The sequence below is a fragment of the Pseudorhodoplanes sp. genome (assembly GCF_050250235.1).
Lineage (GTDB): Bacteria > Pseudomonadota > Alphaproteobacteria > Rhizobiales > Xanthobacteraceae > Pseudorhodoplanes.
Map to the genome: position 1 here is coordinate 1 of NZ_JBFWPA010000103.1, position 23,183 is coordinate 23,183.

At 58.9% G+C, this 23,183-nt stretch carries 22 protein-coding genes and 2 pseudogenes; 18 read left to right on the forward strand and 6 right to left on the reverse strand.

Annotated elements, in window-relative coordinates:
• Positions 1 to 117: 117 nt before the first annotated feature.
• The 17 genes and pseudogenes from AB7F49_RS29280 (at position 118) to AB7F49_RS29360 (ending at position 16,789) form a co-directional block, all read left to right on the forward strand.
• Positions 118 to 684, forward strand: coding sequence for a sigma-70 family RNA polymerase sigma factor (locus AB7F49_RS29280; protein ID WP_428529025.1), 567 nt, complete (start codon positions 118 to 120; stop codon positions 682 to 684).
• Position 685: 1 nt separating this feature from the next.
• On the forward strand, positions 686 to 1,369 hold the full coding sequence (locus AB7F49_RS29285) for an NrsF family protein (protein WP_428529027.1): 684 nt from the start codon (positions 686 to 688) through the stop codon (positions 1,367 to 1,369).
• A 94-nt stretch (positions 1,370 to 1,463) separates the two neighbouring features.
• Entirely contained in the window at positions 1,464 to 2,330 is an 867-nt protein-coding gene (locus AB7F49_RS29290; protein WP_428529063.1) for a phosphate/phosphite/phosphonate ABC transporter substrate-binding protein, read from the forward strand.
• A 1-nt stretch (position 2,331) separates the two neighbouring features.
• Positions 2,332 to 3,135, forward strand: a complete 804-nt coding sequence (gene phnE, locus AB7F49_RS29295; RefSeq protein WP_428529029.1) for a phosphonate ABC transporter, permease protein PhnE — start codon at positions 2,332 to 2,334, stop codon at positions 3,133 to 3,135.
• 56 nt (positions 3,136 to 3,191) lie between these two features.
• On the forward strand, positions 3,192 to 3,344 hold the full coding sequence (locus AB7F49_RS29300; protein ID WP_428529031.1) for an ATP-binding cassette domain-containing protein: 153 nt from the start codon (positions 3,192 to 3,194) through the stop codon (positions 3,342 to 3,344).
• The gene (locus AB7F49_RS29305; protein WP_428529033.1) at positions 3,337 to 3,846 is read left to right on the forward strand and encodes a phosphonate ABC transporter ATP-binding protein; all 510 of its coding nucleotides are present in this window, start codon (positions 3,337 to 3,339) and stop codon (positions 3,844 to 3,846) included. Before AB7F49_RS29300 ends, AB7F49_RS29305 begins: the two co-directional genes overlap by 8 nt.
• Before the next feature lie 138 nt (positions 3,847 to 3,984).
• The gene (locus AB7F49_RS29310; RefSeq protein WP_428529035.1) at positions 3,985 to 4,503 is read left to right on the forward strand and encodes a YHS domain-containing (seleno)protein; all 519 of its coding nucleotides are present in this window, start codon (positions 3,985 to 3,987) and stop codon (positions 4,501 to 4,503) included.
• Between the two features lie 145 nt (positions 4,504 to 4,648).
• Positions 4,649 to 5,332, forward strand: a complete 684-nt coding sequence (locus AB7F49_RS29315; protein ID WP_428529037.1) for a haloacid dehalogenase type II — start codon at positions 4,649 to 4,651, stop codon at positions 5,330 to 5,332.
• A complete protein-coding gene (nrtS, locus tag AB7F49_RS29320) occupies positions 5,329 to 5,616 on the forward strand; it encodes a nitrate/nitrite transporter NrtS (RefSeq protein WP_428529039.1) in 288 nt (95 codons plus the stop codon). Before AB7F49_RS29315 ends, nrtS begins: the two co-directional genes overlap by 4 nt.
• A 236-nt stretch (positions 5,617 to 5,852) precedes the next feature.
• Complete coding sequence (locus tag AB7F49_RS29325; RefSeq protein WP_428529040.1) at positions 5,853 to 6,815, forward strand: DUF3179 domain-containing protein; 963 nt, start codon at positions 5,853 to 5,855, stop codon at positions 6,813 to 6,815.
• Between the two features lie 19 nt (positions 6,816 to 6,834).
• Positions 6,835 to 8,256: a dihydrolipoyl dehydrogenase family protein gene (locus AB7F49_RS29330; RefSeq protein WP_428529042.1), complete on the forward strand. Its 1,422-nt coding sequence runs from the start codon at positions 6,835 to 6,837 to the stop codon at positions 8,254 to 8,256.
• A gap of 60 nt (positions 8,257 to 8,316) precedes the next feature.
• Positions 8,317 to 8,865 (forward strand): annotated as a pseudogene (locus AB7F49_RS29335) (TVP38/TMEM64 family protein); the annotation flags it as partial.
• 204 nt (positions 8,866 to 9,069) lie between these two features.
• Entirely contained in the window at positions 9,070 to 9,273 is a 204-nt protein-coding gene (locus tag AB7F49_RS29340) for a GDCCVxC domain-containing (seleno)protein (protein ID WP_428529065.1), read from the forward strand.
• 283 nt (positions 9,274 to 9,556) lie between these two features.
• Positions 9,557 to 9,760, forward strand: coding sequence for a hypothetical protein (locus AB7F49_RS29345; RefSeq protein ID WP_428529044.1), 204 nt, complete (start codon positions 9,557 to 9,559; stop codon positions 9,758 to 9,760).
• A gap of 899 nt (positions 9,761 to 10,659) precedes the next feature.
• The gene (locus tag AB7F49_RS29350) at positions 10,660 to 12,213 is read left to right on the forward strand and encodes an efflux RND transporter periplasmic adaptor subunit (protein WP_428529046.1); all 1,554 of its coding nucleotides are present in this window, start codon (positions 10,660 to 10,662) and stop codon (positions 12,211 to 12,213) included.
• Positions 12,210 to 15,365 (forward strand): efflux RND transporter permease subunit, encoded by a 3,156-nt coding sequence (locus AB7F49_RS29355; protein WP_428529048.1) that lies wholly within the window; start codon positions 12,210 to 12,212, stop codon positions 15,363 to 15,365. Before AB7F49_RS29350 ends, AB7F49_RS29355 begins: the two co-directional genes overlap by 4 nt.
• A complete protein-coding gene (locus AB7F49_RS29360) occupies positions 15,362 to 16,789 on the forward strand; it encodes a multicopper oxidase family protein (protein ID WP_428529050.1) in 1,428 nt (475 codons plus the stop codon). The genes AB7F49_RS29355 and AB7F49_RS29360 overlap by 4 nt, the downstream gene beginning before the upstream one ends.
• A 29-nt stretch (positions 16,790 to 16,818) precedes the next feature.
• Here the strand turns inward: AB7F49_RS29360 and AB7F49_RS29365 are convergent, their stop codons facing one another.
• Positions 16,819 to 17,304: a DUF411 domain-containing protein gene (locus AB7F49_RS29365; protein ID WP_428529051.1), complete on the reverse strand. Its 486-nt coding sequence runs from the start codon at positions 17,302 to 17,304 to the stop codon at positions 16,819 to 16,821.
• A gap of 42 nt (positions 17,305 to 17,346) precedes the next feature.
• On the reverse strand, positions 17,347 to 17,712 hold the full coding sequence (locus AB7F49_RS29370; RefSeq protein WP_428529053.1) for a hypothetical protein: 366 nt from the start codon (positions 17,710 to 17,712) through the stop codon (positions 17,347 to 17,349).
• Positions 17,713 to 17,788: 76 nt separating this feature from the next.
• Between AB7F49_RS29370 and dmeF the strand changes: the two are divergent.
• A pseudogene (gene dmeF, locus AB7F49_RS29375) lies at positions 17,789 to 18,740 on the forward strand (CDF family Co(II)/Ni(II) efflux transporter DmeF).
• 387 nt (positions 18,741 to 19,127) lie between these two features.
• Here the strand turns inward: dmeF and terL are convergent.
• The 4 genes from terL to AB7F49_RS29395 are packed head-to-tail and all read right to left on the reverse strand — an operon-like array spanning position 19,128 to position 23,164.
• Complete coding sequence (gene terL / locus AB7F49_RS29380; protein ID WP_428529055.1) at positions 19,128 to 21,068, reverse strand: phage terminase large subunit; 1,941 nt, start codon at positions 21,066 to 21,068, stop codon at positions 19,128 to 19,130.
• Positions 21,068 to 21,487 (reverse strand): DUF5681 domain-containing protein, encoded by a 420-nt coding sequence (locus tag AB7F49_RS29385; protein WP_428529057.1) that lies wholly within the window; start codon positions 21,485 to 21,487, stop codon positions 21,068 to 21,070. The genes terL and AB7F49_RS29385 overlap by 1 nt, the downstream gene beginning before the upstream one ends.
• The gene (locus tag AB7F49_RS29390; RefSeq protein WP_428529059.1) at positions 21,447 to 22,904 is read right to left on the reverse strand and encodes a site-specific DNA-methyltransferase; all 1,458 of its coding nucleotides are present in this window, start codon (positions 22,902 to 22,904) and stop codon (positions 21,447 to 21,449) included. Before AB7F49_RS29390 ends, AB7F49_RS29385 begins: the two co-directional genes overlap by 41 nt.
• 47 nt (positions 22,905 to 22,951) lie before the next feature.
• Positions 22,952 to 23,164 (reverse strand): hypothetical protein, encoded by a 213-nt coding sequence (locus tag AB7F49_RS29395; protein WP_428529061.1) that lies wholly within the window; start codon positions 23,162 to 23,164, stop codon positions 22,952 to 22,954.
• Between the last annotated feature and the right edge of the window lie 19 nt (positions 23,165 to 23,183).

Consider the following 23,183-nt stretch of genomic DNA (forward strand, 5'->3'; position numbering starts at 1 on the left):
GGTCGAGAGGGAGGACTGCATTATCTCTCACCCGTGGTTGATTTCGCTAACGCGTCGCATGAAGTTACAAAGGTCCTCTCTCATTCCGAGAGCGGACCGATCGTTTGAAAGTACGAGATGACGCAGGAACGGCACGATAGCGAGAGACTTGCCGATCTCATGAAGGCCGGCCAGGACGGGGACAAGCGCGCCTATTCGCAGCTTCTCGAGGAAATTGCGCTCATCGTTCGGCGGTTCGTCCGCCGCCAGCGGTCTTTTCTCGACCGGGAGGACGTGGAGGACATTGTCCAGGATGTTCTGATTTCGGTTCATTCCGTCCGGCAGACTTACGATCCCGAGCGGCCGTTTCTTCCCTGGCTCATCGCCATCGCCCGTAACCGCATGATCGATAGTGGCCGGCGCTATGTTCGCCGTGCCGCTCACGAAGTGCGGGTCGAGGCTCCGCCTGTAACCTTTTCCGATCCGGACGCGAATCTCGAGCAGGCAGAATACGGCGACCCGGAAGCGTTGAGGCGCGCGATCGGCCGACTCCCGGCCGGACAGCGTGAGGCGCTCGAACTGTTGAAATTGAAGGAGATGTCGCTCAAGGAGGCGTCGGCGGTCAGCGGATCCAGCGTCGCTGCACTGAAGGTTTCGGTGCATCGTGCGGTGCTGTCGTTGCGCAAGACGCTTAAGAAGGAATGAAATGATGGAGACCGATCGGCTTATTGAACGGCTGGCAGAGGCGTCGGGTTCGGTTCGCCCACTCGCGCGCCCGTGGCGACGAACGGCGATCTGGCTTGCTGTCGCGGCTGCTTATGTCGCGCTAGTCGTTCTTGTCATGACGCCGCGCAGCGATCTTGCGGAGAAATTCGTCGATGCGCGTTTCATGGTCGAGTTGCTCTCGGCGCTCGCGACCGGGATCGGGGCCGGCTACGCCGCCTTTGCGACGACCATTCCCGGATATGACCGAAGGGTGGTGTTGCTGCCGGTCCTGCCGCTTTCGATTTGGCTCATGAGTCTGGGGCAAGGGTGCCTGTCGAGCTTTGCGCAAACCGGGTCTTTCGGTCCGGGCTTCAAGATCGACTTGTTCTGTTTCCCGGCGATCGTGCTCGTCGGGATTATTCCCGCTGTCGCCATCGTCATCATGCTGCGGCGGGGAGCGCCTCTGGTGCCATATCTGACGGCAGCTCTGGGTGGATTGGCGGCGGCAGGGATTGGCAGCTTCGGTCTGAGGCTGTTTCATACGCAGGATGCCAGCCTCATGATTTTGGTCTGGCAGTTCGGAACCGTCATGGTTCTGACGTGCCTTGCGGGTGCCGTTGGCCGCCGCTTCTTCAATTGGCCGGCGGTTCTGCGAGGGACACGACGAATTGCGGGTCAATCCTGATCGGTCATCCGGGGTACGTCGCGAGACGAAAATCATTAAGTAACTCTAGTTTCTGGAGCGTCGTTTGAACCGTTCAATATTTGCGCGTTGCGCATTGTCGCCTCATTATTGGCCGATCGTCATACTGCTGACCCTTCTATGCGCAGTCGTTGCGACACCGCGCACGGCAGTCGCGGCAGAGAAGGTGAGATTTGCGGTAGGGCCGTTCCAGCCGACTCCGGGTGACACCCGGCGGGCCTATGAACCTTTCTTCGCGCATTTGTCGAACAGCGCGGGTGTCGAATACGAACTCGTCGTGACGACAGACTGGGCCGGCATCGCGACCGCGCTGGCGAACGGCCAGGCGGATGTCGCCTGGATGGGGCCATGGGGATATGTGCTTGCGCACCGCAATGGCGGCGCACAGACCATCGCGACCGTGAAGTACGACGAAAAGCCATTTTACCATGCGATCATTGTCGGGCGGCCTGGTCTGACGATTTCCGAGTGGCCAAATGGAGCCAAGGGCCTCAGCATTTCTTTCGCGGATCGGGGCTCCACGTCCGGCTGGCTGATACCGACCTTCTGGTTCATGAGCAGAGGCATCGATCCGAAAACGTTTTTCAAATACAGGGAAGGGGCGTCGCACCCCGCCAATGAAATAGCGGTGGCCAACGGTCAGGTCGATCTGGCGAACGATTACGACCGGAATCTGTACAGCATGATCGAGCGCGGCTTGATATCGAAAGATGCTGTCGAGGTTGTCTGGAAGTCCGATCCGCTTCCGAACGACGCGCTGGTCGTCCGGAAGGGTTTCGACCCCGTTCTGCTGGAAAAGATCAGATCGTCAGCGCTGGCCTTGACGAAGGATCAAGCCAAATCGGTCATGCCGCCGCACTACACTGGCTGGATATCCGCGACACACGAATCCTACAAGATGATCGAAGATGCGGGAGTCGCAGTCGGGGTCATCAAGAGATAGCTTGCTTAAAACCCGTTCGCATCACGTGTCTCATCGCTATTCCGAGCGCTGGCGGCCGATTCGCTTCGTGACGATCCTCGCGGTCGTGCTGGCGTTCTATGCGGTCTGCTTCCATTTCGCCGACATCGACCTCCATCGCCTTTGGCTGGGCTTGCCCCGCCTCGGAGCGTGGAGCGCGCGGGCGTGGCCGCCCGATTTCTCGGAGTTTCAGGCGCTGCTGGTGCGCGCGGCAGAGACCATCGCAATGGCGACGCTCGGTACGACGCTCGGTGCGTTGATTGCCGTTCCGCTATGCATTGCGGGAGCGCGCAATATCGCAACCTGGTCCATTGTATATCTGCCGACGCGATTTCTTCTGAATGCTCTGCGCGGCATAGACAGCTTCGTCTTCGCATTGCTGTTCGTCGCTGCGGTCGGACTGGGGCCGTTTGCCGGTGTGCTGGGCGTCGGCTTCCATACGGCCGGATCGATCGCAAAGCTCTGGGCCGAAACGATCGAGGCCGCAGAGAAGGGGCCTCTGGACGCTGCGCGCATGACCGGCGCAAGCGAGTTGAAAGTAGTATCGTACGCGCTGGTGCCGGATATCCTTCCTGCATCGGTATCGATCGGGCTTTATATGTGGGAGTTCAATATCCGTGCGTCGACCGTGCTTGGGATCGTCGGTGCGGGCGGCCTCGGACAGGAGCTCAAAAGCAGCATCGATCTCCTCGACTTTCCGCGCGTATTCGCAATTCTGATCGTCATCCTGGTCATGGTCACCTGTATCGACCAAGCCAGCGCAATCATTCGCAGGCGCATCACGTGACAGCGCGGCGCGGCATTCACGTGGAGGATGTTCATCTCCGATACGGCGAGAGGCGCGTGCTCAGGGGCTTGACGTTGTCCGCAGAACCCGGCGAGTTCGTTGCCCTGGTCGGTCCGAGCGGCGCTGGAAAAACCAGTCTTCTTCGCTGCATTGCGCGCCTTGCCGAAGCCGAGAGAGGCGAAATATGCGGCCGGCCACGCGATGCATGAACTGAGCGGTGCTGCGCTTCGCGCGGCGCGGCGCGATATCGCGTTTATTTTCCAGCAGTTCAACCTCGTCCGCCGCAGGACGGCGCTTACGAACGCTCTCTCGGGCGCGCTTTTTGACATGCCGCTTTGGCGTGTGGTGTCCGGAGCGGTTTCGCAGGACCATCGAAAAGCTGCCTTATCGGCGCTCGAACGGGTCGGCCTCCTGGAATTCGCTTCACAGCGGGCGGATCGTTTGTCCGGTGGACAGCAGCAGCGAGTGGCGATTGCGCGGGCCCTTGTCCAAAGATCTCAAGTCATACTCGCGGACGAGCCGGTTGCCAGCCTCGATCTCGTAGCTTCAGGTGGGATTTTGCAGCTCCTTCGCGACATCGCCAGCGAGCAAGGCGTTTCCGTTCTTTGCAGTTTGCATCAGCCCCATTTCGTCACGCAATTTGCGGACAAATCCGTCGAATTGGATGTCCCCGGTCGCGCGGCGGGCTGCGCTGAAGAGCGCGATCAGTGAGCTGAATCTTCCGCTCTCTGGCGAGGGTAGGCATTGCGGACATTCGGCTCACATCATCGTGAAAGCGTAACCGGATCGGTCCCCCGAGCGAATGGTCCGGTGGCGCCACCACGGTGGCTTTCTTGTCGAGGATCACGCATGTCAAAAAATCCCATATCGCTGCACCGCCGTACGCTGCTCCAACTGGCGCTGGGTGCGTCCGTTATTGCTTCGTCCTTGTCCGCATTGCCGGCGGTGTCGCTCGCTTACGATGAGGGCTCCAAGGCTGCGATCAACGTGGATGGGTCTGGTGTCGCTCTGCGCGGCCATGACCCGGTTGCCTATTTCACCGCGGGCAAGCCGACGACCGGTGACAAGCAATTCTCCGCGAAGCACGACGGGGTGACCTATTATTTCGCCAGTGCCGCAAATCGCAGCGAGTTCGAAAAGAATCCGGCGAAATATGTTCCAGCCTTCGGCGGCTTTTGCGCCATGGGCGCGGCACTGGGCAAGAAGCTTGACGGAGATCCGGCGTATTGGCGAGTGGTCGATGGTAAGCTTTATCTGAATGTCGGCGCGCCGGCTCAGAAGCGCTGGCTGGAGGATACGTCCGGGAATATCTCGAAGGCCAATGCCAACTGGCCGCAGATCCGCGACAAGGCGCCGAAAGAACTCTAAGACCCAGCCGAGGGCTGTTCGGGCTTCGCGAGGTTGCGTCCTCCAGCGCATGCGGAGCCCGAACGCTTGTCGGAATTTGATCTATGCAGCGAGACGAAGGATATTCGTCATCCTGACAGGGACATTTCCAGCGAGCGATGATCGGATGACCAAGCTACGCGACGTGCAAGCCTGCGTCTTCGATGCCTACGGCACATTGTTCGATTTTGCTTCTGCGGCGCGCGGTTGCAGGGCGGAGATCGGCGACGATTTCGATAAGCTGACGGTGCTGTGGCGCGACAAGCAGCTTCAATACACCTGGCTCCGCGCCGCGCAGGAGCGGCATGCGGACTTCTGGCAGGTCACCGGTGACGCGCTCGACTTCGCACTCGATACGCTGGGCCTGCAGCGGGCAGGGCTGCGCGACCGTCTGATGGAGCTCTATCTGGCGCTCGATGCGTTTCCCGAGGTGCCGCGTGTGTTAGGCCAGCTCAAGGCCGCCGGGCTTCGCCTGGCTATTCTGTCGAATGGTACCCCTGCGATGCTCGAGGCGGTGGTCAGGAACGCAGGGCTTGGTTCGGTGTTCGACGCGGTTCTTTCGGTCGAGGAAGTCGGTGTCTACAAGCCCAGTCGCAAAGTGTACCAGCTTGCCGTCGATCGGCTTGGCATCCCTGAAGCGAATATGTGCTTTCTTTCATCCAATGCCTGGGACGCTTACGCTGCGTCGGCCTTCGGAATGCAGGTGGTCTGGTGCAACCGCTACGGACAGAGACCCGAGCGCCTTCCGGGCAAACCGGACGATGAAATCAAGAGTCTCGATGATCTGCCAGCCCTCCTGGAGACAGCATGAGTATTTCCGCGTCAGAGCGACACGATTTGGTTTCCAAGATCACGGCTTGCCTTCAGTGCGCCATCTCCGACGGGATTCCGCTTCGTTCAATCTATGTGGCCGTGATCGTCGGAACGGTCCTCAATCTGATCAACCAGGGTGATGCGCTGTTTGGCTACACGGATCTGAATTGGGCGAAGCTGCTGCTGACATATTGCGTACCCTATCTCGTCGCGACTTACGGTGCGGTTGCGTACAAGATGCGCGTGCAACCTGATCCGTCCGAGACGACCGACCGCTGCTGATGCGGCTCGAAAGTAAATGCATCGTCGCGAAGCGGAGGTTGCCTACGCGTTCACGGCGCTGTGGTTTGAGACATCGCACCAAGCGGCGATGGAGAAGCAGTATGAACGATGCATATACTAGGAGACGACACTCAACCGGCCGCCATCGACGCCAAGCGGCTCGCCGGAGTGCTGCCGGTTGGGCGTGCGCAGCCCTCGCCGGTCTCATACTGACCGCAACTTTCATAACATCGGCTGTGGCCGATATCGCCCGCTGGCAGCGCTCCTGGAAGACCGATTTCAGTCGCCTGACTGTCCCTTCGTCCGAAATAGTCGCCGGCGGTCCGCCCCGCGACGGCATTCCGCCAATCGATCAGCCACGCTTCGAGTCTGCGTTCATCACCAAGCGTTATGCCGATCGCGAGCCCGTCATTTCATTGACGCTCAGTTCGGAAACCCGCGCGTATCCGCTGAGCGTTCTGACATGGCACGAGATCGTCAATGACGAGCTTGGCGGCAGATCCGTGGCGGTCACCTACTGTCCCTTGTGCAATGCGTCCGTGGTGTTCGACCGAACGATCGGAAACGAGTTGCTGTCGTTCGGCACCACCGGAATGTTACGAAACTCGGATCTGGTCATGTATGATCGGCAGACGGAAAGCTGGTGGCAGCAATATACGGGTGAAGCGATTGCAGGCCGGTTCGCTGGACAATCGCTGGTCATGCTTCCGTCCCGCGTGGTTTCATTCGCGGAATTTCGCGATAAGCATCCGCGGGCGGACGTGCTTGTTCCGTCAAATCCGGATTTGCGTCCATACGGCAAGAATCCTTACGTCGCTTACGACACCCGCGCGGAGCCTTATGCGCTGTTCGAGGGGCGCCTGCCGGACGGAATAGATCCGATGGCCCGTGTCGTCGTGGTGCCCCGGAACAAGGCAGCGATAGCGGTGTCGCTCGCGTTTCTGCGGGAGCGCGGACAGATGACGATCGACGGCGTCGAACTGTCCTGGAAGCAAGGAGTGGCCTCTGCTCTCGACCGGAGTCGGATCGCCGAAGGTCGCGACGTTGGCGCGGTATCCATCGTGGATCTGTCCTCCGGACAGCCACTCGTTCACCACGTGACGTTTGCGTTCGTCGCATTCGCTTTTCATCCGGAGCTTCCGATCCTGACCAGCGCCGGGATGTTGGCGCTGAAGCCCCGCTCGGAGCCCAAGCGTTGAAACCGCCCGTGCCGCCGCGATGAGTGAGCGCTTCGACCTTTGCATTATCGGCGGCGGCTCAGGCGGGCTTTCCGTCGCCGCGGGTGCTGCGCAGATGGGCGCCAAAGTCGTGCTGGTCGAGCGCGGCCGGATGGGAGGGGACTGCCTGAACACCGGCTGCGTACCCTCGAAGGCACTGATCGCCGCCGCGCAGCGCGCCCAGTCGATCCGGGACAGCGACGGTTTTGGAATATCGGGGGCGCCTCCAAACGTGCTTTTTGACAACGTGCATGACCACGTTCATGCGGTCATCGCGGCCATTGCCCCGCATGACAGCGTCGAGCGATTTGCCGGGCTTGGTGTCAGGGTCATCCCCGCGGAGGGCCGCTTCGTCAGACCGGACATGTTAATAGCGGGTGACGTGCTTGTCCGGGCCCGTCGGTTCGTCGTGGCGACAGGATCGCGCCCGGTCATTCCGCCAATCCCCGGTCTGGATCAATTCGGGTATCTGACAAACGAGACTGTTTTCGAACTTCGCGAGCGGCCGGATCATCTTCTGGTCGTCGGAGGTGGTCCGATCGGAGTCGAGCTTGCGCAAGCCTTCCGCAGACTCGGATCCGGGGTCACCCTGATCGAGCGATTCGGGATATTGCCGCGCGACGAACCCGAAGCTGTCGAGATCGTGAGAGACGTCCTTCTGAAGGAAGGAGTCAGGCTACTCGAGAATGCGGAAATCTCGGCGGTCGTCCGCGTCAATGGCAAGGCCGAGGTGATGGTGCGGACCGCGGGAGAGACTCAACGATTGATAGGGTCGCACATCCTCGTGGCCGCCGGCCGTAAACCTGACGTCGACAGCATCAATCCCGCCGCGGCGAAGATTGAAGTGGGCCCCGCGGGCATCAAGGTGGATGCCCGGCTGCGAACATCCAACAAGAGGATTTTCGCGATCGGAGATGTTTGCGGCGGCCCTCAATTCACGCATATCGCCGGGTACCAGGCCGGTATCGTCATTCGCAATGCGCTGTTTTCTCTGCCAGCGAAGGTCAATTACAACGCGTTGCCGTGGGTCACCTACACGGAGCCGGAATTGGCGCATGTGGGGCTGACGGAGGCGCAGGCGCGTTCGGACGGACACACGGTTTCGGTACTGATTGAGCCTCTGCATGCGAATGACAGGGCCCAGGCGGAGAGGGCGACCGACGGTATCGCGAAGATCGTCGTCGGCTCGCGCGGTCGAATTCTCGGTGCCACTCTGGTCACGCCGCATGCCGGTGAACTGATCGGGCTATGGGGGCTGGCGATTGCCCAAGGTCTGAAACTCTCGGCAATCGCCGGCATGATCGCGCCTTATCCGACGCTGTCGGAAATCTCGAAGAGGGCTGCGGGCCGGCACTTCACGCCGACCCTATATGGCGATCGGATGAGGACCGTGGCCAGACTCATCCAGCGCCTGCTGCCTTGAGTCTTGCGGGAGCGTGCGAGCGTCATGACGGAAGCACCGGAGTATCGAAGGTCTGTGTGGATGCGCATTGCTCGAGACCGGCGCGCGTGGGTCGCTTTGGTCGTGCTCACAGCGATTATTGGGCTCCATCTCGCCGGCGTCAGCGAGCTTCTGTCTGTCGATACGCTCAGGGAGTACCGCAAATCGCTGGCCGGCCTGGTGGAGCGGCACGCCTTGGCGGCCGCAGCCACGTATCTTGCGATCTACATTCTCGCCACCGCGCTTTCGATCCCTGGCGCCGTCGTTCTGACGCTGTCGGGCGGTCTGCTTTTCGGTGTGTTCTACGGAGCCGTTCTGACCGTCATTGGCGCGACCATCGGCGCCACCGCATTGTTTCTCATCGCCCGGAGCCTGACGGGGGGAAGGACCCTCGATACGTTCGGTCCAAAAGCCGCCGCGCTGGGGAAGCGGGTTCGCGGCAACGCGTGGTCATATCTGCTCGTGTTGCGTCTGGTGCCCTTGTTTCCGTTCTTTCTCGTCAACATCGTGCCCGCTTTCGTTGGCGTGCGATTGACAGTCTTCGTGCTGACCACCGTGTTCGGCATTATTCCTGTAACGGTGATCTATAGTCTGGCGGGAGCAGGTCTCGGGGCGGTCTTCGATGCCGGCCATGAGTTCTCCGCCGGCTCAGTCTTGACGCCGCAGATACTGTCGGCGCTTGGCGGACTGGCCTTGCTCGTGCTCATCGCCATACCGCTTCGAGCGAGATTTGGTGCCGACGACAACTCAGGTGTCTCCAACGACGACGGCGAATCGAGCGGCAACTCGCCGGTGATGAACATGGTCTCCACGCTCACGTGCCCGAACTGTGGCCATCGCGAGTCCGTCGAAATGCCAGTCGACGCCTGCCAGTATTTCTATCATTGCAAAGGCTGCGGAGACCGTCTCCGCCCGAAACCCGGCGATTGCTGCGTCTTTTGCTCTTACGGAACGGTTCCATGCCCGCCAATGCAGACCTCCGGTCGGTGCGATTCCTAGACCCAGCACGTCGACATCGGGGAAGACGCGACCACCGCCCGAACCTTTTGCCGTCCAAGCGTGGCAATGCTCACGGTCCGTTGATCGCCGTTATGTAACCTACGCCGCGCAGAACGCGAATCCTTGGCAGGAAACCTCGATGGCGAGGTTCGAGCTTTTGATCTGTCGAAAGGCTCAGGCCGGGCGCACGGATCATCGTTCTGCAGGCGATTGCTGTTTGCAATCGACGTGGTCGGCAGACGCCCTCGAACAGCGAGCACGGACCCGCTCAGGGAGATTCACGATGCGCAAGACCGTTCTCACGCTGGCCGCTACCGCTGCTCTGCTGGCGGTGACGGCGGCCTTGATTCCGAATGCAATGACGAAGGCGATCGCAGTGCCGAAATGTGATGCCAGCAACGGTTATTCCGGTCCGTGGGGCGGCATGGGTTATCCAACGAAGGACTGCCCGGATGGACTTGTCGCGTGCGGGTTGATCGTGTGGTAGCGGAGGCGAGGCGATGGATAGGTCGGCTATGATCGTTAGAAGCTTGCGCGATGTCGGCGAATTTCCGGCTCTCGTCATCGCAGCCTTCTTCGTTCGAAATATCGGTATCCTATTTGCGCTCTTGGCCTTGGCGTTATTTGCTCTCGTCGCTGCCTGACTAGCGGCGACAACGCATGAGCGTCAAGGGACGAGGCTGCAACCCAAAAGGTAAAACGGCGGTCCTTTCAGGGACCGTTGCTTTGTTTGTTCAGTCACGCGGCATTCTTGCTGCCGGCTATCTTGCGAGGATCGTCATCGATGACGGGCGCTCCAGCGACGCCCAGGCACCGGGCTGCGCGTCCTCGAATTCGTTCAAAGCACATTTGTGTGAAGTGCTAACCTCAACCTTATTTGTCACATTACTATGGTTGCAAGGGTTGCGGTGCAAAAGGTAAAGATCAGAATGCTTCGACGCATCTTATCTTTAGCGCTTGTCTGGAGCATGGCGCTTTCGGCCTACCAGCCGTCAGTTGGTATGACTGACGCAGCGTCCTCGATTGTGAATATAGCTGCCCACGCCGATTGTCCGGGGCAAAATGGCGATTGCTGCGACCACACCAAAAAGGGCCGGAGGCTCTGCGTCTGGAACGATGCTTGTGCGGCCAGCTGTCATGTCAATGCAGGTCTCGAAGCTGCTGCTTATGTCCCAGCAGTATTTGATGGCGTTGCTGCTGCTCTGCTATCCCGCGAACCCCTGGCGGTAGAGGCTGTTCGAGCGGGTCCGCTGTTCAGGCCTCCTATCTTCTGATCCCTTGATGCCAAGTCTCCCGTCGCGCGTATCACGCGCGTGAGGAAGACGCGCGCGTGCGGGCTCGTTGTGCCGGGTAACGCGCAGCAACATCCAACTTCAAGAGGATCACATGACGAACGTCACCGCAGTGCTGCGGATCATGTTTGTTTGCATGACCGCGATAGCTCCGATTCCTTCAATCCGCGCGGCCGCCCAGAATGCGCCCGCCTTCGAAGCGGTCAAGCCGGAGGTTTTAGTCGGCCGGAACATTCGCATCGAACTGAAGCTGGCCGGCATCGAACCGGTGCCAGCATCGCGGGATGTCACAGTCGAAAAGGCGCGGCTTGATATGGGCCCGGACGGCATGGAGGCGATGGCGGCTCCGCTGAAGCCGGTGCCCGGCGCCTCGCCAGGCGTCCTCGTATATCAGGCCGATCTCGCGATGGCAGGCCGATGGGCGTTTTCGATTACGGCGCGCATCAAGGGCCGCGAGGAGCCCGTTGCTTCGAAGGTAATCTTCACCGCGGTCGAACCGGAAACGCGTGCGGACGCTCCGAGAAAGGAGGGGCCACGCAAGATTCTCTATTACCGCAACCCGATGGGATTGCCCGACGTTTCCTCGGTTCCGAAGAAAGACTCGATGGGGATGGACTACATCCCGGTCTACGAGGACGAAACAGGCGGACCGCAGGGTACCGTGCGTATCTCGCCGGAAAAAGTGCAGCGGGCCGGGGTGCGGACGCAAAAGGCCGAGCGCCGTGTCGTTTCCCGGACCGTGCGCGCTCCGGGTACGGTCGCAGCCGATGAAACAAGGCTCGGGGTCGTCACCGCGAAGTTCAATGGGTTCGTCGAAGAGCTTTATGTTCCGTCTGTCGGTGAGCCCGCCAAGCGCGGGCAGAAGCTCATGAAAGTATGGATTGAGTCGCCGGACATCCTGCAGAAGCAGGCGGACCTTACCAGCACAATGACCGGCGCCGGGCGCGGCGGAACGGTTCACGAGAGTGCTGAGCGAAATCTTCGCTTTTTCGGATTCTCAGACGAGGCGGTGGAAGAGATCAGAAAAGCGGGCCGCCCGCTTCGGTCGCTGACACTCAACGTGCCCCGTGACGGAATCGTGCTAGAGAAACCCGCCATCGTCGGAATGCGGTTCTCTTCCGGTGATTCCCTGTTCCGTACCGCCGATCTCTCAATGGTCTGGGTCATCGCGCAGGTCGCGGAAGGCGATCTCGCTTCGATCCGCGAAGGCCAGGCCGTAAGCGTGCAGCTCAAGGCATTCGCGAACGAAAGGCTGCGGGGGATTGTCGGACGCATCTATCCCGAGTTGAACATGGCGACGCGCACGGTGCCTGTGAGGATCGTCTTGCCCAATCCGGATGGCCGTTTGCGCCCTGGGCTTTTCGCGGAAATCGCATTTGAAAACGACGGGAGCGATGCCGTGGTTGCGATCCCCGAAACGGCTGTGATCGACAGCGGCCGGCGCCGCGTTGCTTTCGTGACCAGGGGAGAGGGGCTGTTCGAGCCGCGCGAACTCGAAATCGGCGCGCGGGGCGACGGCTTTGTCGAAATCAGGAAGGGCGTGGACGAAGGTGAAGACGTGGTGGTCCGCGGCACCTTTCTGGTGGACGCGGAAAGCAACCTGAAAGCCGCCCTCGCAGGCTTCGCACCGGCGGAGAACGGTAAGTGATCGCGCGGCTAATCCGATGGTCCGCTAACAATCTCGTCCTTGTGATGATAACGGCCCTGTTTTGCGTGCTGGCGGGCCTCTACGCGATGACGCGCATCCCGCTCGACGCGATTCCTGATCTCTCCGATACGCAGGTCATCGTCTACACGGAATACCAGGGTCAGGCGCCGCAAGTCATCGAGGATCAGGTCACCTATCCTCTGGCGAGCGCCATGCTCAGCGTGCCGCGTTCGCGTGTGGTCCGTGGATTTTCTTTCTTCGGCGTATCGTTCGTGTACGTCATTTTCGAAGACGGGACCGATATCTACTGGGCGCGGTCGCGCGTTCTGGAATATCTCAATGCTGCCGCGGGCCGGGTGCCTTCTGGCGTCACCCCCACGCTCGGTCCGGACGCCAGCGGGGTGGGGTGGGTTTATCAGTATGCGCTGAATTCTAAAAACCACGATCTTAGCGAGCTTCGGTCCTTACAAGACTGGCATTTGCGCTTCGGTCTGGCGAAGGCGGAAGGTGTTGCCGAAGTCGCCGCGGTCGGGGGCTTCGTGCGGCAGTACGCGATCGTGATCGATCCGCAGCGCATGAAGACGTTCGGCATTACGCTCGATGCCGTCCGCAATGCTGTCCGTGCCAGCAACATGGATGTGGGCGGGCGGACGATCGAGCTGTCGGAAACCGAATTCATGATCCGGGGGCGCGGCTACCTGCGAACGCCGGCGGACCTTGAGCGTGTGGTCCTGAAGGCGCAGGGAGGAACGCCGGTCACGTTGAAGGACATCGCGCGCATCGAACTGGCGCCGGACGAGAGGCGTGGAATCGCGGAGCTGAACGGCGAAGGCGAGGTGGCAAGCGGCATAGCGCTGCAGCGTTACGGCGGCAACGCGCTAGACGTGATCACTTCGGTGAAGGAGCGGCTATCGGCCCTCCGGTCAAGTCTGCCCGAAGGGGTCGAAATCACGGAGGTATATGACCGTTCGGATCTGATTCATCGTGCGATCCGTACGCTGATCGTTACGCTGACGGAAGAAAGCGTGATTGTCGCGCTCGTGTGCTTTCTGTTCCTGCTCCACGCCCGCAGCGCTCTCGTTGCAATCATCACGTTACCGATCGGCATATTGATGGCTATGGTAGTCATGCATGTGCTTGGGATAGACTCCAACATCATGAGCCTGGGCGGCATCGCTATTGCGATCGGCGCGATGGTGGACGCTTCAATTGTCATGGTCGAGAACGCGCATAAGCGTCTGGAGCATGCGCCACCGGGCAGTGACCGGCGCGAGGTCCTGATCGCTGCCGCTCAGGAAGTGGGCCCGGCGCTATTTTTCAGCCTTCTGGTCATCACCGTTTCGTTTCTGCCGATTTTTGCGCTTGAAGCGCAGGAAGGGCGGATGTTCAAGCCATTGGCCTATACCAAGACCTTTGCGATGGCGGCTGCGGCCATACTCTCCGTGACGCTCGTGCCGGCGCTGATGCTGCTGTTCATAAGAGGCCGCATCATGCCCGAAAGCCGCAATCCCATAAACCGGGCCTTGATCTGGCTCTACCGGCCCGTCATCAGAACGGTCTTGAAAGCCAGGCTCCTGACCGTCCTGCTGGCCGGCGTTATCCTCGGTGTCTCGATCATCCCCGCCACGCGGATCGGGTCTGAGTTTATGCCGAACCTGAATGAGGGCACATTGTTTTACATGCCCACGACGCTGCCCGGGCTCTCGGTCACAAAGGCTGCCGAGCTGCTGCAGACGCAGAACCGTATCATCAAGTCATTTCCCGAAGTGAAGAGCGTGTGGGGCAAGGCCGGGCGGGCCAATACGGCGACCGATCCCGCGCCGATCGAGATGTTCGAAACCATTATCAATTTGAAACCGCAAGGCGAGTGGCGCGCCGGCTTGACCGTCGACAAGCTCATCGCCGAAATGGATGCTTCCTTGCAGTTTCCGGGCGTCAGCAACGCCTGGACGATGCCGATCAAGGCGCGCATCGACATGCTCTCCACGGGCATCCGCACGCCAGTGGGCGTAAAAATCTTCGGGAAAGATCTGGTGACACTCGAAAGCCTCGCGAAGGAAGTCGAGACGGCATTGCGGAAAGTCCCCGGCACGTCGAGCGCCTATGCGGAACGGGTCAACAGTGGCTACTTCCTTGAGATTACACCTGATCGTGACGCCATAGCCCGTCTCGGCCTGTCCATTGAGGACGTACAAAAGACGATTTCATTGGCGATCGGCGCCGAAGTCATCGCGACGACTGTCGAGGGCCGGGAACGTTATGGCGTGGTGCTGCGGTATCCCCGCGATATCCGCAGTGACCCCGAGGCCATCGCCTCTGAAGTTCTGGTATCGCTGCCAAATGGCAGCGCCATCCCTTTGGGAGAGGTCGCGTCGATCACGCGCACGCAGGGGCCAACCTCGATCCGTACGGAAGACGGCCAGCTCGTCGTGTATGTCTTTGTGGACATTCGCGATCGCGATCTCGGAGGATATGTAGCAGAAGCCCGGAAGGCAGTGGCAGAAGCCGTGCCGATGCCCGCGGGCTTCTACGTGGCATGGAGCGGGCAGTTCGAATATCTGGAGCGGGCCGCAAAGCGTCTGCAAGTCGTCGTTCCGGCGACACTGCTCCTGATTTTTCTGCTGCTTTATCTGAATTTCAAACGTATCGGCGAGACGCTGATTGTGATGCTCTCCCTTCCGTTCTCGCTGGTCGGCGGCTTATGGCTGATGCACTGGATGGGTTTCAACTACAGCGTGGCGTCGATCGTCGGATTCATCGCGCTCGCGGGCGTCGCTGCCGAAACCGGCGTCATCATGCTAATTTATCTCAATCAGGCATGGGAAGAAGCCAAAGCGCGCGTTGTGAGCGAGGGAAGGCTCCTGCAGCACCAAGACTTGAGCCGCGCGATCATGGAAGGCGCGGTCGAGCGCGTGCGGCCGAAGGTGATGACTGTGGCAGCTATCATGGCAGGCCTGCTGCCTATCCTTTGGAGCACGGGTGTAGGTTCGGAAGTGATGCAGCGTATCGCCGTTCCGATGATCGGCGGCATGGTTTCCTCGACCCTTCTGACGCTAGTCGTCATTCCGGCCATCTATGCGGTAGTAAAGGGGGCCGGGCTGGAAACATCGAGGGGAATGACGTTTGAAATCGCCCAGGAGAAACGGACATGACAGCGGCAATGATCAACCGGCGCCGCGTTGTAGCTGGCGCCGCAAGCTTGCTCGCGACCGGATCGCTGCCATTGCGCACAAGCGCCGCCGCCGGCGCAGCAAAGGAGCTTCGGCTCGTCGCCGCGCCCGCGCGCTTGTCGCTCGTCGGTGCGCAGCATCCTGCGACGGAAGTGTGGTGTTATGACGGGCGAATCCCTGGACCCGAAATCCGCGTCAGGCAAGGTGAACGTCTGCGAGTGGTTGTCGAGAACCGTCTGCCTGAGGTAACCACTGTTCACTGGCATGGCATCCGTTTGCCGAACGCGATGGATGGCGTGCCGCATCTCACGCAGCAACCCATAGCGTCCGGCGGGCAGTTTACATATGAGTTCGAATGCCCCGACGCCGGCACGTATTGGTATCATCCGCACCACAGCAGCTCCGAGCAGATCGGCCGCGGCCTTTCTGGCAGCCTGATCGTTGAGGAACGGGACCCTCCGCGTGTGGATCGCGACGTTACGTGGCTGCTGAGTGATTGGCGCCTGTTGAAGGATGCTTCAATGAGCAAAGATTTTGGAAACATGCATGACGTCAGCCATGGCGGCCGCATCGGCAACGTGGTCACGGTCAACGGCGCCGTGCAGGAGACATTCGAGGTGCGGGCGGGCGAGCGGATACGGTTGCGTCTCATCAATGCAGCGAATGCGCGGATTTTCGCACTGGAATTCGAGGGCCATGCGCCGAAAATAGTCGCCCTGGACGGGCAGCCGGTCGAGCCGCATGAGCCGCCGCAGGGTCGCATCGTCCTTGGTCCCGCGATGCGGGCTGACCTGGTGCTCGACATGACTGGCGCCCCCGGTCAAATCTCACGGGTCGTCGACAGGTTCTATGCGAGCCTGAACTACCGGCTTCTTAATCTTGTTTATTCGCAGGAACCGGCTCGGCGCGCTCAAACCGTGTCGGAGCCGCTGCGGCTTCCGGCCAACGCTCTGGCGGAACCCGCTCTGGAAAACGCTGAGCGTCATCGGATTGTGCTTGGCGGCGGCATGATGGGGCAGATGTCCGCCGCGATCATGGATGGAAAGCGCACCGATATCCGGACGCTTTTTCAAAACGGCTTGGCATGGGCAGTCAACGGAATCGCTGCACGAGGTCACCTGCACGAGCCGATCCTCTCATTGTCTCTGAACCGTTCGCACATCATCGAACTCGTCAACGACACCGCCTGGCACCATCCGATGCATCTGCATGGACATTCGTTCCGGGTTGTCAGCAGGAACGGGCAACCGACCCGTTTCAGGGAATGGCAGGACACGGTGCTGCTGGCTCCCCGCGAACGCGCCGATATCGCGCTTGTAGCGGATAATCCGGGCGACTGGATGTTCCATTGCCATATCCTCGAACACCAGGCTGGCGGCATGATGGGCGTTTTCCGCGTCGCTTGAGCGGAAGGTTTTGATGCGTGTCGCTCTGTCTAGCGCACCGGCAAAAACTTGGCCCCTTCATAGCGCGCGAAAATAAACTGGCCGCTCGGGCCAAAAGCGATCACGCTGTAAGTTTCGGGCGGGGTGCCTTCGACTTCCATGCCAGGCGAACCGATTGGCATGCCGGGAACGGCAAGCCCCCTAACCTTCGGTCGTTCACGTAAAAGCCTGTGAATCGCTTCCGCTGGTACGTGACCTTCGATGACAAAGCCCTCGGTTTCCGCGGTGTGACAAGAGGCCAACGCAGAGGGCACGCCGAGCTTTGCTTTCACGCGATTGATTTGAGGATTGTTGATCAGTGTCACGTCAAATCCATTTTCCCGAAGATGCTCCGCCCACGCGACACAACATCCGCAATTCGGATCCTTTGTCACAACAATCCTTAAAGGCGCTGCGAGCCCGAATCGTATTGGTAGAATCGCGGCTGCGGTTGCAAGCCCGACGAGAGCGGTTCGACGATTGAGTTTGAGCGACATGCCGCCGACTATACAAGAAATTGAGAATGAAAAAAGCCACTCTTACCTATACTGCCCCCGCGCTTTCTTGCCGTCGGGCAGCATTAGTTGGACTACTCCCTTGGGGTTGCCTGCAATCGGGCTGGTCGCTGGACCCTGAAGCTTGTTGCTGCCCGCCGCGACAAGTTCAATCCGCTGCGATTTGCCGCCGACCGTTAAAATGGCGAGTCCCTTAAGGCTATCAGTTGCAACCGGCTTGTCGCTGGTATCCGTGACATAGACTTCGACGTTGCCGCCCTTCGCGACCAGTTCAACGTGATAATCCCCCGCATCCACAATCCGTCCGCCGTTTGGGCCGTTTGCTTCGTGGCCTAAAGCGAAGGTTGTCGCAAAAACGGCCGCAAGAAATCCAAGTGCGATGGGACGCATGTCAGTCTCCCTCAGGTCGATTTGAACCCTATATACTCCGAGAAATGGCGGCAATGTGAGGGGCTAACGGACCATCATGCATACGCACTCCCTCGACAAATGGAGCCATAGGCACGTGTTCCTAGGGAAGCGTCACGGCCTGTACGAACGTCGCACTTGGATGGTCGTCGGCATAACCCCAGCTATGATGATTGCTGAGATTGTCGCGGGAACCGTCTTCGGTTCAATGGCACTTCTGGCCGACGGATGGCACATGGCGACGCACGCCGCCGCAATCGGCATTGCGGCGTTCGCCTATCGGTTCGCCCGGACGCACGCGCACGATTTCCCGCTTTACATTCGGGACGGGCAAAGTCGGCGACCTTGCAGCATTCGCGAGTGCAATAATTCTCGGACTGATTGCGATTCTTATCGCATTGGAATCCGTCATTCGTCTTTATTCGCCAGTAGCAATTCAGTTCGGCGAGGCGACTCTTGTCGCGTTCGTCGGCCTTGTGGTGAACCTTGTTTGCGCGTGGCTTCTGTTCGAAGGAGACGACCAACACGACCACGGACACCATCATCACGACGGCCATAGTCACGACCACGGCCAAGGTGGCAAAGACCGGAATTTGCGTGCGGCCTATCTTCACGTCGTCGCCGACGCGCTTACTTCCGTGTTGGCAATCGTCGCGCTGTTGGCCGGTCGATATTTCGGATGGGTATGGCTAGACCCGATAATCGGCATTGTCGGTGCGATTGTCATTTCCAGATGGTCGTACGGTCTCATTCGTTCGTCGGCCGCAACATTGCTCGACACTGTACCGGACAAGGAATTGCAGTTGCGAATTAGGGAGCGTTTGGAGACGGGAACCGACCGCATTAGTGACTTGCATCTGTGGCAAGTCGGCCCAGGTCATCACGCGGCCATCGTTTCGATCGTTGCCGACGCACCCGAGCTGGCGCAAGTGTACAAGTCGAAGCTCGCAAATCTGCCGGGTTTGAGTCACGTTACCGTTGAAGTGGAACGCTGCCCCGACGCAGCGTAGGTGAATTGGCTTTTAGCGCTTTAGAGCACACTGGTTCGAACGCGGCGTGCTGGGCGCTTCAGAACCCGCTTGTTTAAACGTTCCGCGCACGACGTTTCGCGGCCCATTCCAAATGCTCGAACTATCCCGCCGGCCCGAACGTATCTTGTAGCTTACCATATAATTGAGAGCATGCGGCATCATTTCATGGCTCTCCGGCGCATGGGTTCTGCCCGCCGCAGCACAGTGATCTTCCGGAACGAATAGTATCACCGCCTGGCCAGTGCCCAAAATTGCGCTTGCCACCAAAGGTCGGTGGTAAACCGTTCCAGCCCGGCAATCGATTCCTCCGTCCTTGACTCCCGTCGGAAGGATGCAAAATCACCCGCCTGAATGTGGGGCATAACTTCACACCCAACTTAAGGTCGAGTCATAGCCGGTGCCACCGTATTTGAGAGCCAGGCAAATGCTATCGACTATGTCGTCCGTGTCGCCGTAAGGGTAGCTGAGCAGTTCTCGTTCGACTTGTTGCATGAACGATGCGTTTTGCGGAAAAAGCACCTGTCCGTTCTGAAACTTAGGTTGCATCACATACACTCGACCCTTCCTGTCCTCTTCGACAGGTTGGATCTTGATTAGAGAGCGTGATGACAACTCATGATCGCTCTTCAGGGCCAATGCTGTGGTGGTCTCCTCGAACCAGATTTGGTACGGACGATATTGCTTGACCAGCTCACTGAATGTTAGCCGCAATTCCGAGTATGCGTAGATGCCGCGCTCCATGTGTAGAAGATAATAGTTCTTTCCAATTAGCTGCCACACAGTGCAAACTGACCAGTCGCCCTGACCGCCGTCTTTCAGGGCAGTATCCCACGCCATGACAATGCGTTTGATTTCTTGATCAGGTAGCTCGGTATAGTAATGAAGCCATGGCCGTTTAATGAACGTGCCCGACCACCGAGGATTCTCGCCAATCCAAGCCAGCGCGTAAACCGTAGAATCGACCTGGTCATCATAGTGCGAGCTGGGAAACGACAGCAACTCGCTTAGGTAGCCTTCGAGCCAATCTGCTTGTTTGGGAAATAGAACAAACCCGCCTTCGATCATCGGAGTCTGACCGTTCAATCGCATAATCTTATTACCGTCCAAAGAGGGCGCGGCTTGGATCTTCGAGAATCCGTCGGCACGCAATTGTTGGATTAGTTGGGCTCCGGATGACATGTCTTCGATTAGGACGACGGTTGCATCGTGAAGCTTTGCCTGGTCTTCGACGGCTTTTTTTAGGGCCGGAAACGCCAGCTTCCTTCTGAAGACGTCGATTAGGTACGCTTTCCCGCTCTTGACGCCCCACGTTGTGCAGACGCTAAAATTTGCAAGCTCAGTGTCTTTGACCGCAGTGTCCCAGCTCTGGAGGATTGTATCAAATGTCTCTGGCTTCTCCGCTGTCGTGTAAAACGACAACCATTCGCGCTGGACCAGATTACCCGATGGCGGCTGAGGGTTCTGTTGATACTGAGCGGCGAACAGATAGGGCGTCATCGTTCTGCGAAGCCCTTCCAGAATGGGGCGCGGCGTCAATGAGGGCTGAAGAATGTCTCCCTCTTTTCGATTGAAGTCTGAAGTGTAGTAAGGGCTGCGAATTCTATAGACGTCATCGTCTTCGGCGATTGCCGAAAACGATAGCACCCTCCAATCTTCGAACTCCTGAACGTGGGCGACTAAGTCATTGGCATGCAGTCTTTGCATGACAATGATAATTGCGCCATGTGCTTGCCTATTGAGGCGGCTCCGCAACGTATTGTCGAACCACTCGTTGACGCCTTCTCGCCTTGCATCCGACAACGAATCGTCGGCCTTTAAAGGGTCGTCGATTACAATCACGTCTGCGCCGCGACCCGTGAACTTGCCTCCAACCGAAGTTGAGAATCGAAAGCCGCCTCGGGTCGTTTCGAATTCGGCCACAGTATCTTTTGCGGGAGAAATTCGCGTAGCGAACAGCGCTTGATAGAATGCACTCTCCATGAGGCGGCGCGAATGCCGTGCTAAAGTGTCCGAAAAGTCTTGGGCGTAAGAGACGCACGCCACCTCTTTCTCAGGAAAATGACCCAAGAACCAAGCCGGAAACGCGATGGATGCGGAGTGTGATTTAAGGTGTCTTGGAGGAACGTTGATGATCAGACGTTTGCAATTGCCGTAAGCAACGTCCTCAAGATTTTGGGCAATCAGCTCCAGATGCCAGTTGTATTCGAATGTTTGCGCCGGGTTCAGCTCAAGAAACGACCGATGGATGAATGCAAGTAGGTCATGCCGATAGATTTCGGCCGTCATTTTTGCGGGAGATGGGGCCATCAGTCGCTGTCCCGTTCGTCGTAAGGTCGCAGCCGCTTATAGACTTCTCGAATTACCTTTTTGTCGGCGTCGCTGAAAGGATACTCAGAAGGTCTGGCGGCCTCCGCGCGCGCTTCAATCTCTCCAATCAGATCAATGAACTTAAGCAGTAGCTTGGGATCACCCATCGCGCCTGCATTCGCAAGCCTTATCGCGGCTGATTGCTTTTTAGAAATCTTGCGCTTTTTGCCGTCGATGATTGCGTCAACCTGCGCATGGGCGGCTTCCAACACTAAGGTAGCAATATTTTTGCTGCCCTTGGGTCGTCCGGGCCGCTTTCGACCGTCGCCCTTTTTGAATTGAGTATGTTTTGGCGGTTTGCCGCGACCAACCGAGTATTCATCGTTGCTTTCGGCTGGTGCCTTTTCTTCGGCCGGCAATATCGCGCGTATTTTTCGCTGGTTGCGGCCAGCCCTTTTGTCGTTCCGTTGGTTTTTCTCTGGCGTTATTCTTACCCGCTCGGACTTTAATCGTATTCGCTTGACCATCCTTGTTGCTCTCCGTCCGTTCCGCCCGTACCCGGTCGAAACTCAAATCAGAATCCGCGTGTATTGCGCTTAAGCCATAGACTTCTTCGAATCGTTTAATGACCAGATCGGCATAGTGCGGATCCAGTTCGATGCCGTAACCGCGCCGGCCGGTCTTTTCGGCGGCGAGCAGCGTGGTGCCGCTGCCGGCAAATGCATCCAGGACAATGCCGCCTCGCTTGGAACAGTCGAGGATAGCGTCACTAACCAGGGCGATGGGTTTCGGCGTCGGGTGTCCGGCAAGCGAGGCGTCCCGGTCCCTCCCGAAACTACTCATACCGGCATATTCCCAAATATTTGTTCTGCTTCTCCCGAAGCGGCCGAGCTCGACGTTGTTGATGTGCTTAGCGCGACCATTTTTGTAGACGAAGATGAACTCATGGGCCGACCGGTACAATGAACCCATACCTGCGTTGCTCTTCGACCAGACGCAGATGTTCTTGAGCTCGCTGTATGCGTCGTCGGCGGCATCGGCCAATTCCCGGATATGTCTCCAGTCCATGCAAATGAAATGGATCGAGCCGTCGATGCTGAAATCGGCGAGATGGGTGAGGGCGCGTCTGAGGAAATTCGTGAACTCCCGCTCGGTCATTTCACCAGAAGCCATTGCGAACTCGCGGTGTCGGGCTTTGCCCAATCCGGAAACGTTGCCTGCGATCCGGACGTTGTAAGGCGGGTCGATAAAGACCATTTGCGCCCGCTTTCCGCCGAGCAGTCGTTCGTAGCTGTCGGGCTTGAGGGCATCTCCGCACAGCAGGACGTGATCGCCGATCTGCCAACAGTCACCAGGCCGCGATACGGCGGGCAGGGAACGGTCGATCTCCGGTATGACGTCGGCTTCGTCCGCCTCGCTAGCGCTGGTCTCGCTAATGATGAGGTCGATCTCGCCCATCTCGAAGCCGGTGACCGTCACGTCGAAGTTCGGCTGGACGGATAGCTCCTGAAGCTCGAGAGCGAGCAGGGTAGGGTCCCATCCGGCTTTTTCGGCAAGCCGGTTGTCGGCGATGACATAGGCTCGGATCTGATTGGGGGTCAGATGATCCACCCGGACGGTGGGAACATCGGCCATCCCTATCGATGTTGCCGCAGCGACCCGAGCATGACCCGCCACAATGCCGTCGGAGCCGTCGATCAGGACAGGATTGATAAAGCCAAATTCCGTGATGCTGGCGGCGATCTGTTTGATCTGACGGGGAGTGTGAGTGCGGGGGTTTCTAAGGCGCGGTTTGAGCTTACGCGGGTCCTTGTATTTGATGTCCAGCGTCGTCACAGCGCCCCCCAAGCCCGGCGTCTAAAGAGACTGTACAGCTCGACGAATCAAAAATATTGGGAATTTTCCCATTTCTTTTGCTCGCTTTCCCATTTCCGCGAATTCTTTTCCCATTTATTTTTCGCCATCAGAATCGTCAGAAACGCCTGTGCCGCAGTGGTTTTCTGCATTTCTACCGTCGCCCGCGGCAATTTGCGCGTTTTTCCCATTATTTTTCCCATTTCCGCGCGCGCCAGTTCGGAGACTGGTTCGACACACACTGCGCCGCCAGCCAGTCAG

What these genes read in the sequence shown, in the direction of transcription:
- AB7F49_RS29315 (WP_428529037.1), top strand. Translation starts at nt 4,649, where the DNA reads ATGACCAAGCTACGCGACGTGCAAGCCTGCGTCTTCGATGCCTACGGC.
- AB7F49_RS29370 (WP_428529053.1), bottom strand. Translation starts at nt 17,712, where the DNA reads ATGCGTCCCATCGCACTTGGATTTCTTGCGGCCGTTTTTGCGACAACC.
- AB7F49_RS29280 (WP_428529025.1), top strand. Translation starts at nt 118, where the DNA reads ATGACGCAGGAACGGCACGATAGCGAGAGACTTGCCGATCTCATGAAG.
- AB7F49_RS29285 (WP_428529027.1), top strand. Translation starts at nt 686, where the DNA reads ATGATGGAGACCGATCGGCTTATTGAACGGCTGGCAGAGGCGTCGGGT.
- AB7F49_RS29340 (WP_428529065.1), top strand. Translation starts at nt 9,070, where the DNA reads ATGAACATGGTCTCCACGCTCACGTGCCCGAACTGTGGCCATCGCGAG.
- AB7F49_RS29360 (WP_428529050.1), top strand. Translation starts at nt 15,362, where the DNA reads ATGACAGCGGCAATGATCAACCGGCGCCGCGTTGTAGCTGGCGCCGCA.
- nrtS (WP_428529039.1), top strand. Translation starts at nt 5,329, where the DNA reads ATGAGTATTTCCGCGTCAGAGCGACACGATTTGGTTTCCAAGATCACG.
- AB7F49_RS29310 (WP_428529035.1), top strand. Translation starts at nt 3,985, where the DNA reads ATGTCAAAAAATCCCATATCGCTGCACCGCCGTACGCTGCTCCAACTG.
- terL (WP_428529055.1), bottom strand. Translation starts at nt 21,068, where the DNA reads ATGGCCCCATCTCCCGCAAAAATGACGGCCGAAATCTATCGGCATGAC.
- AB7F49_RS29330 (WP_428529042.1), top strand. Translation starts at nt 6,835, where the DNA reads ATGAGTGAGCGCTTCGACCTTTGCATTATCGGCGGCGGCTCAGGCGGG.
- AB7F49_RS29305 (WP_428529033.1), top strand. Translation starts at nt 3,337, where the DNA reads ATGCATGAACTGAGCGGTGCTGCGCTTCGCGCGGCGCGGCGCGATATC.
- AB7F49_RS29350 (WP_428529046.1), top strand. Translation starts at nt 10,660, where the DNA reads ATGACGAACGTCACCGCAGTGCTGCGGATCATGTTTGTTTGCATGACC.
- AB7F49_RS29345 (WP_428529044.1), top strand. Translation starts at nt 9,557, where the DNA reads ATGCGCAAGACCGTTCTCACGCTGGCCGCTACCGCTGCTCTGCTGGCG.
- AB7F49_RS29365 (WP_428529051.1), bottom strand. Translation starts at nt 17,304, where the DNA reads ATGTCGCTCAAACTCAATCGTCGAACCGCTCTCGTCGGGCTTGCAACC.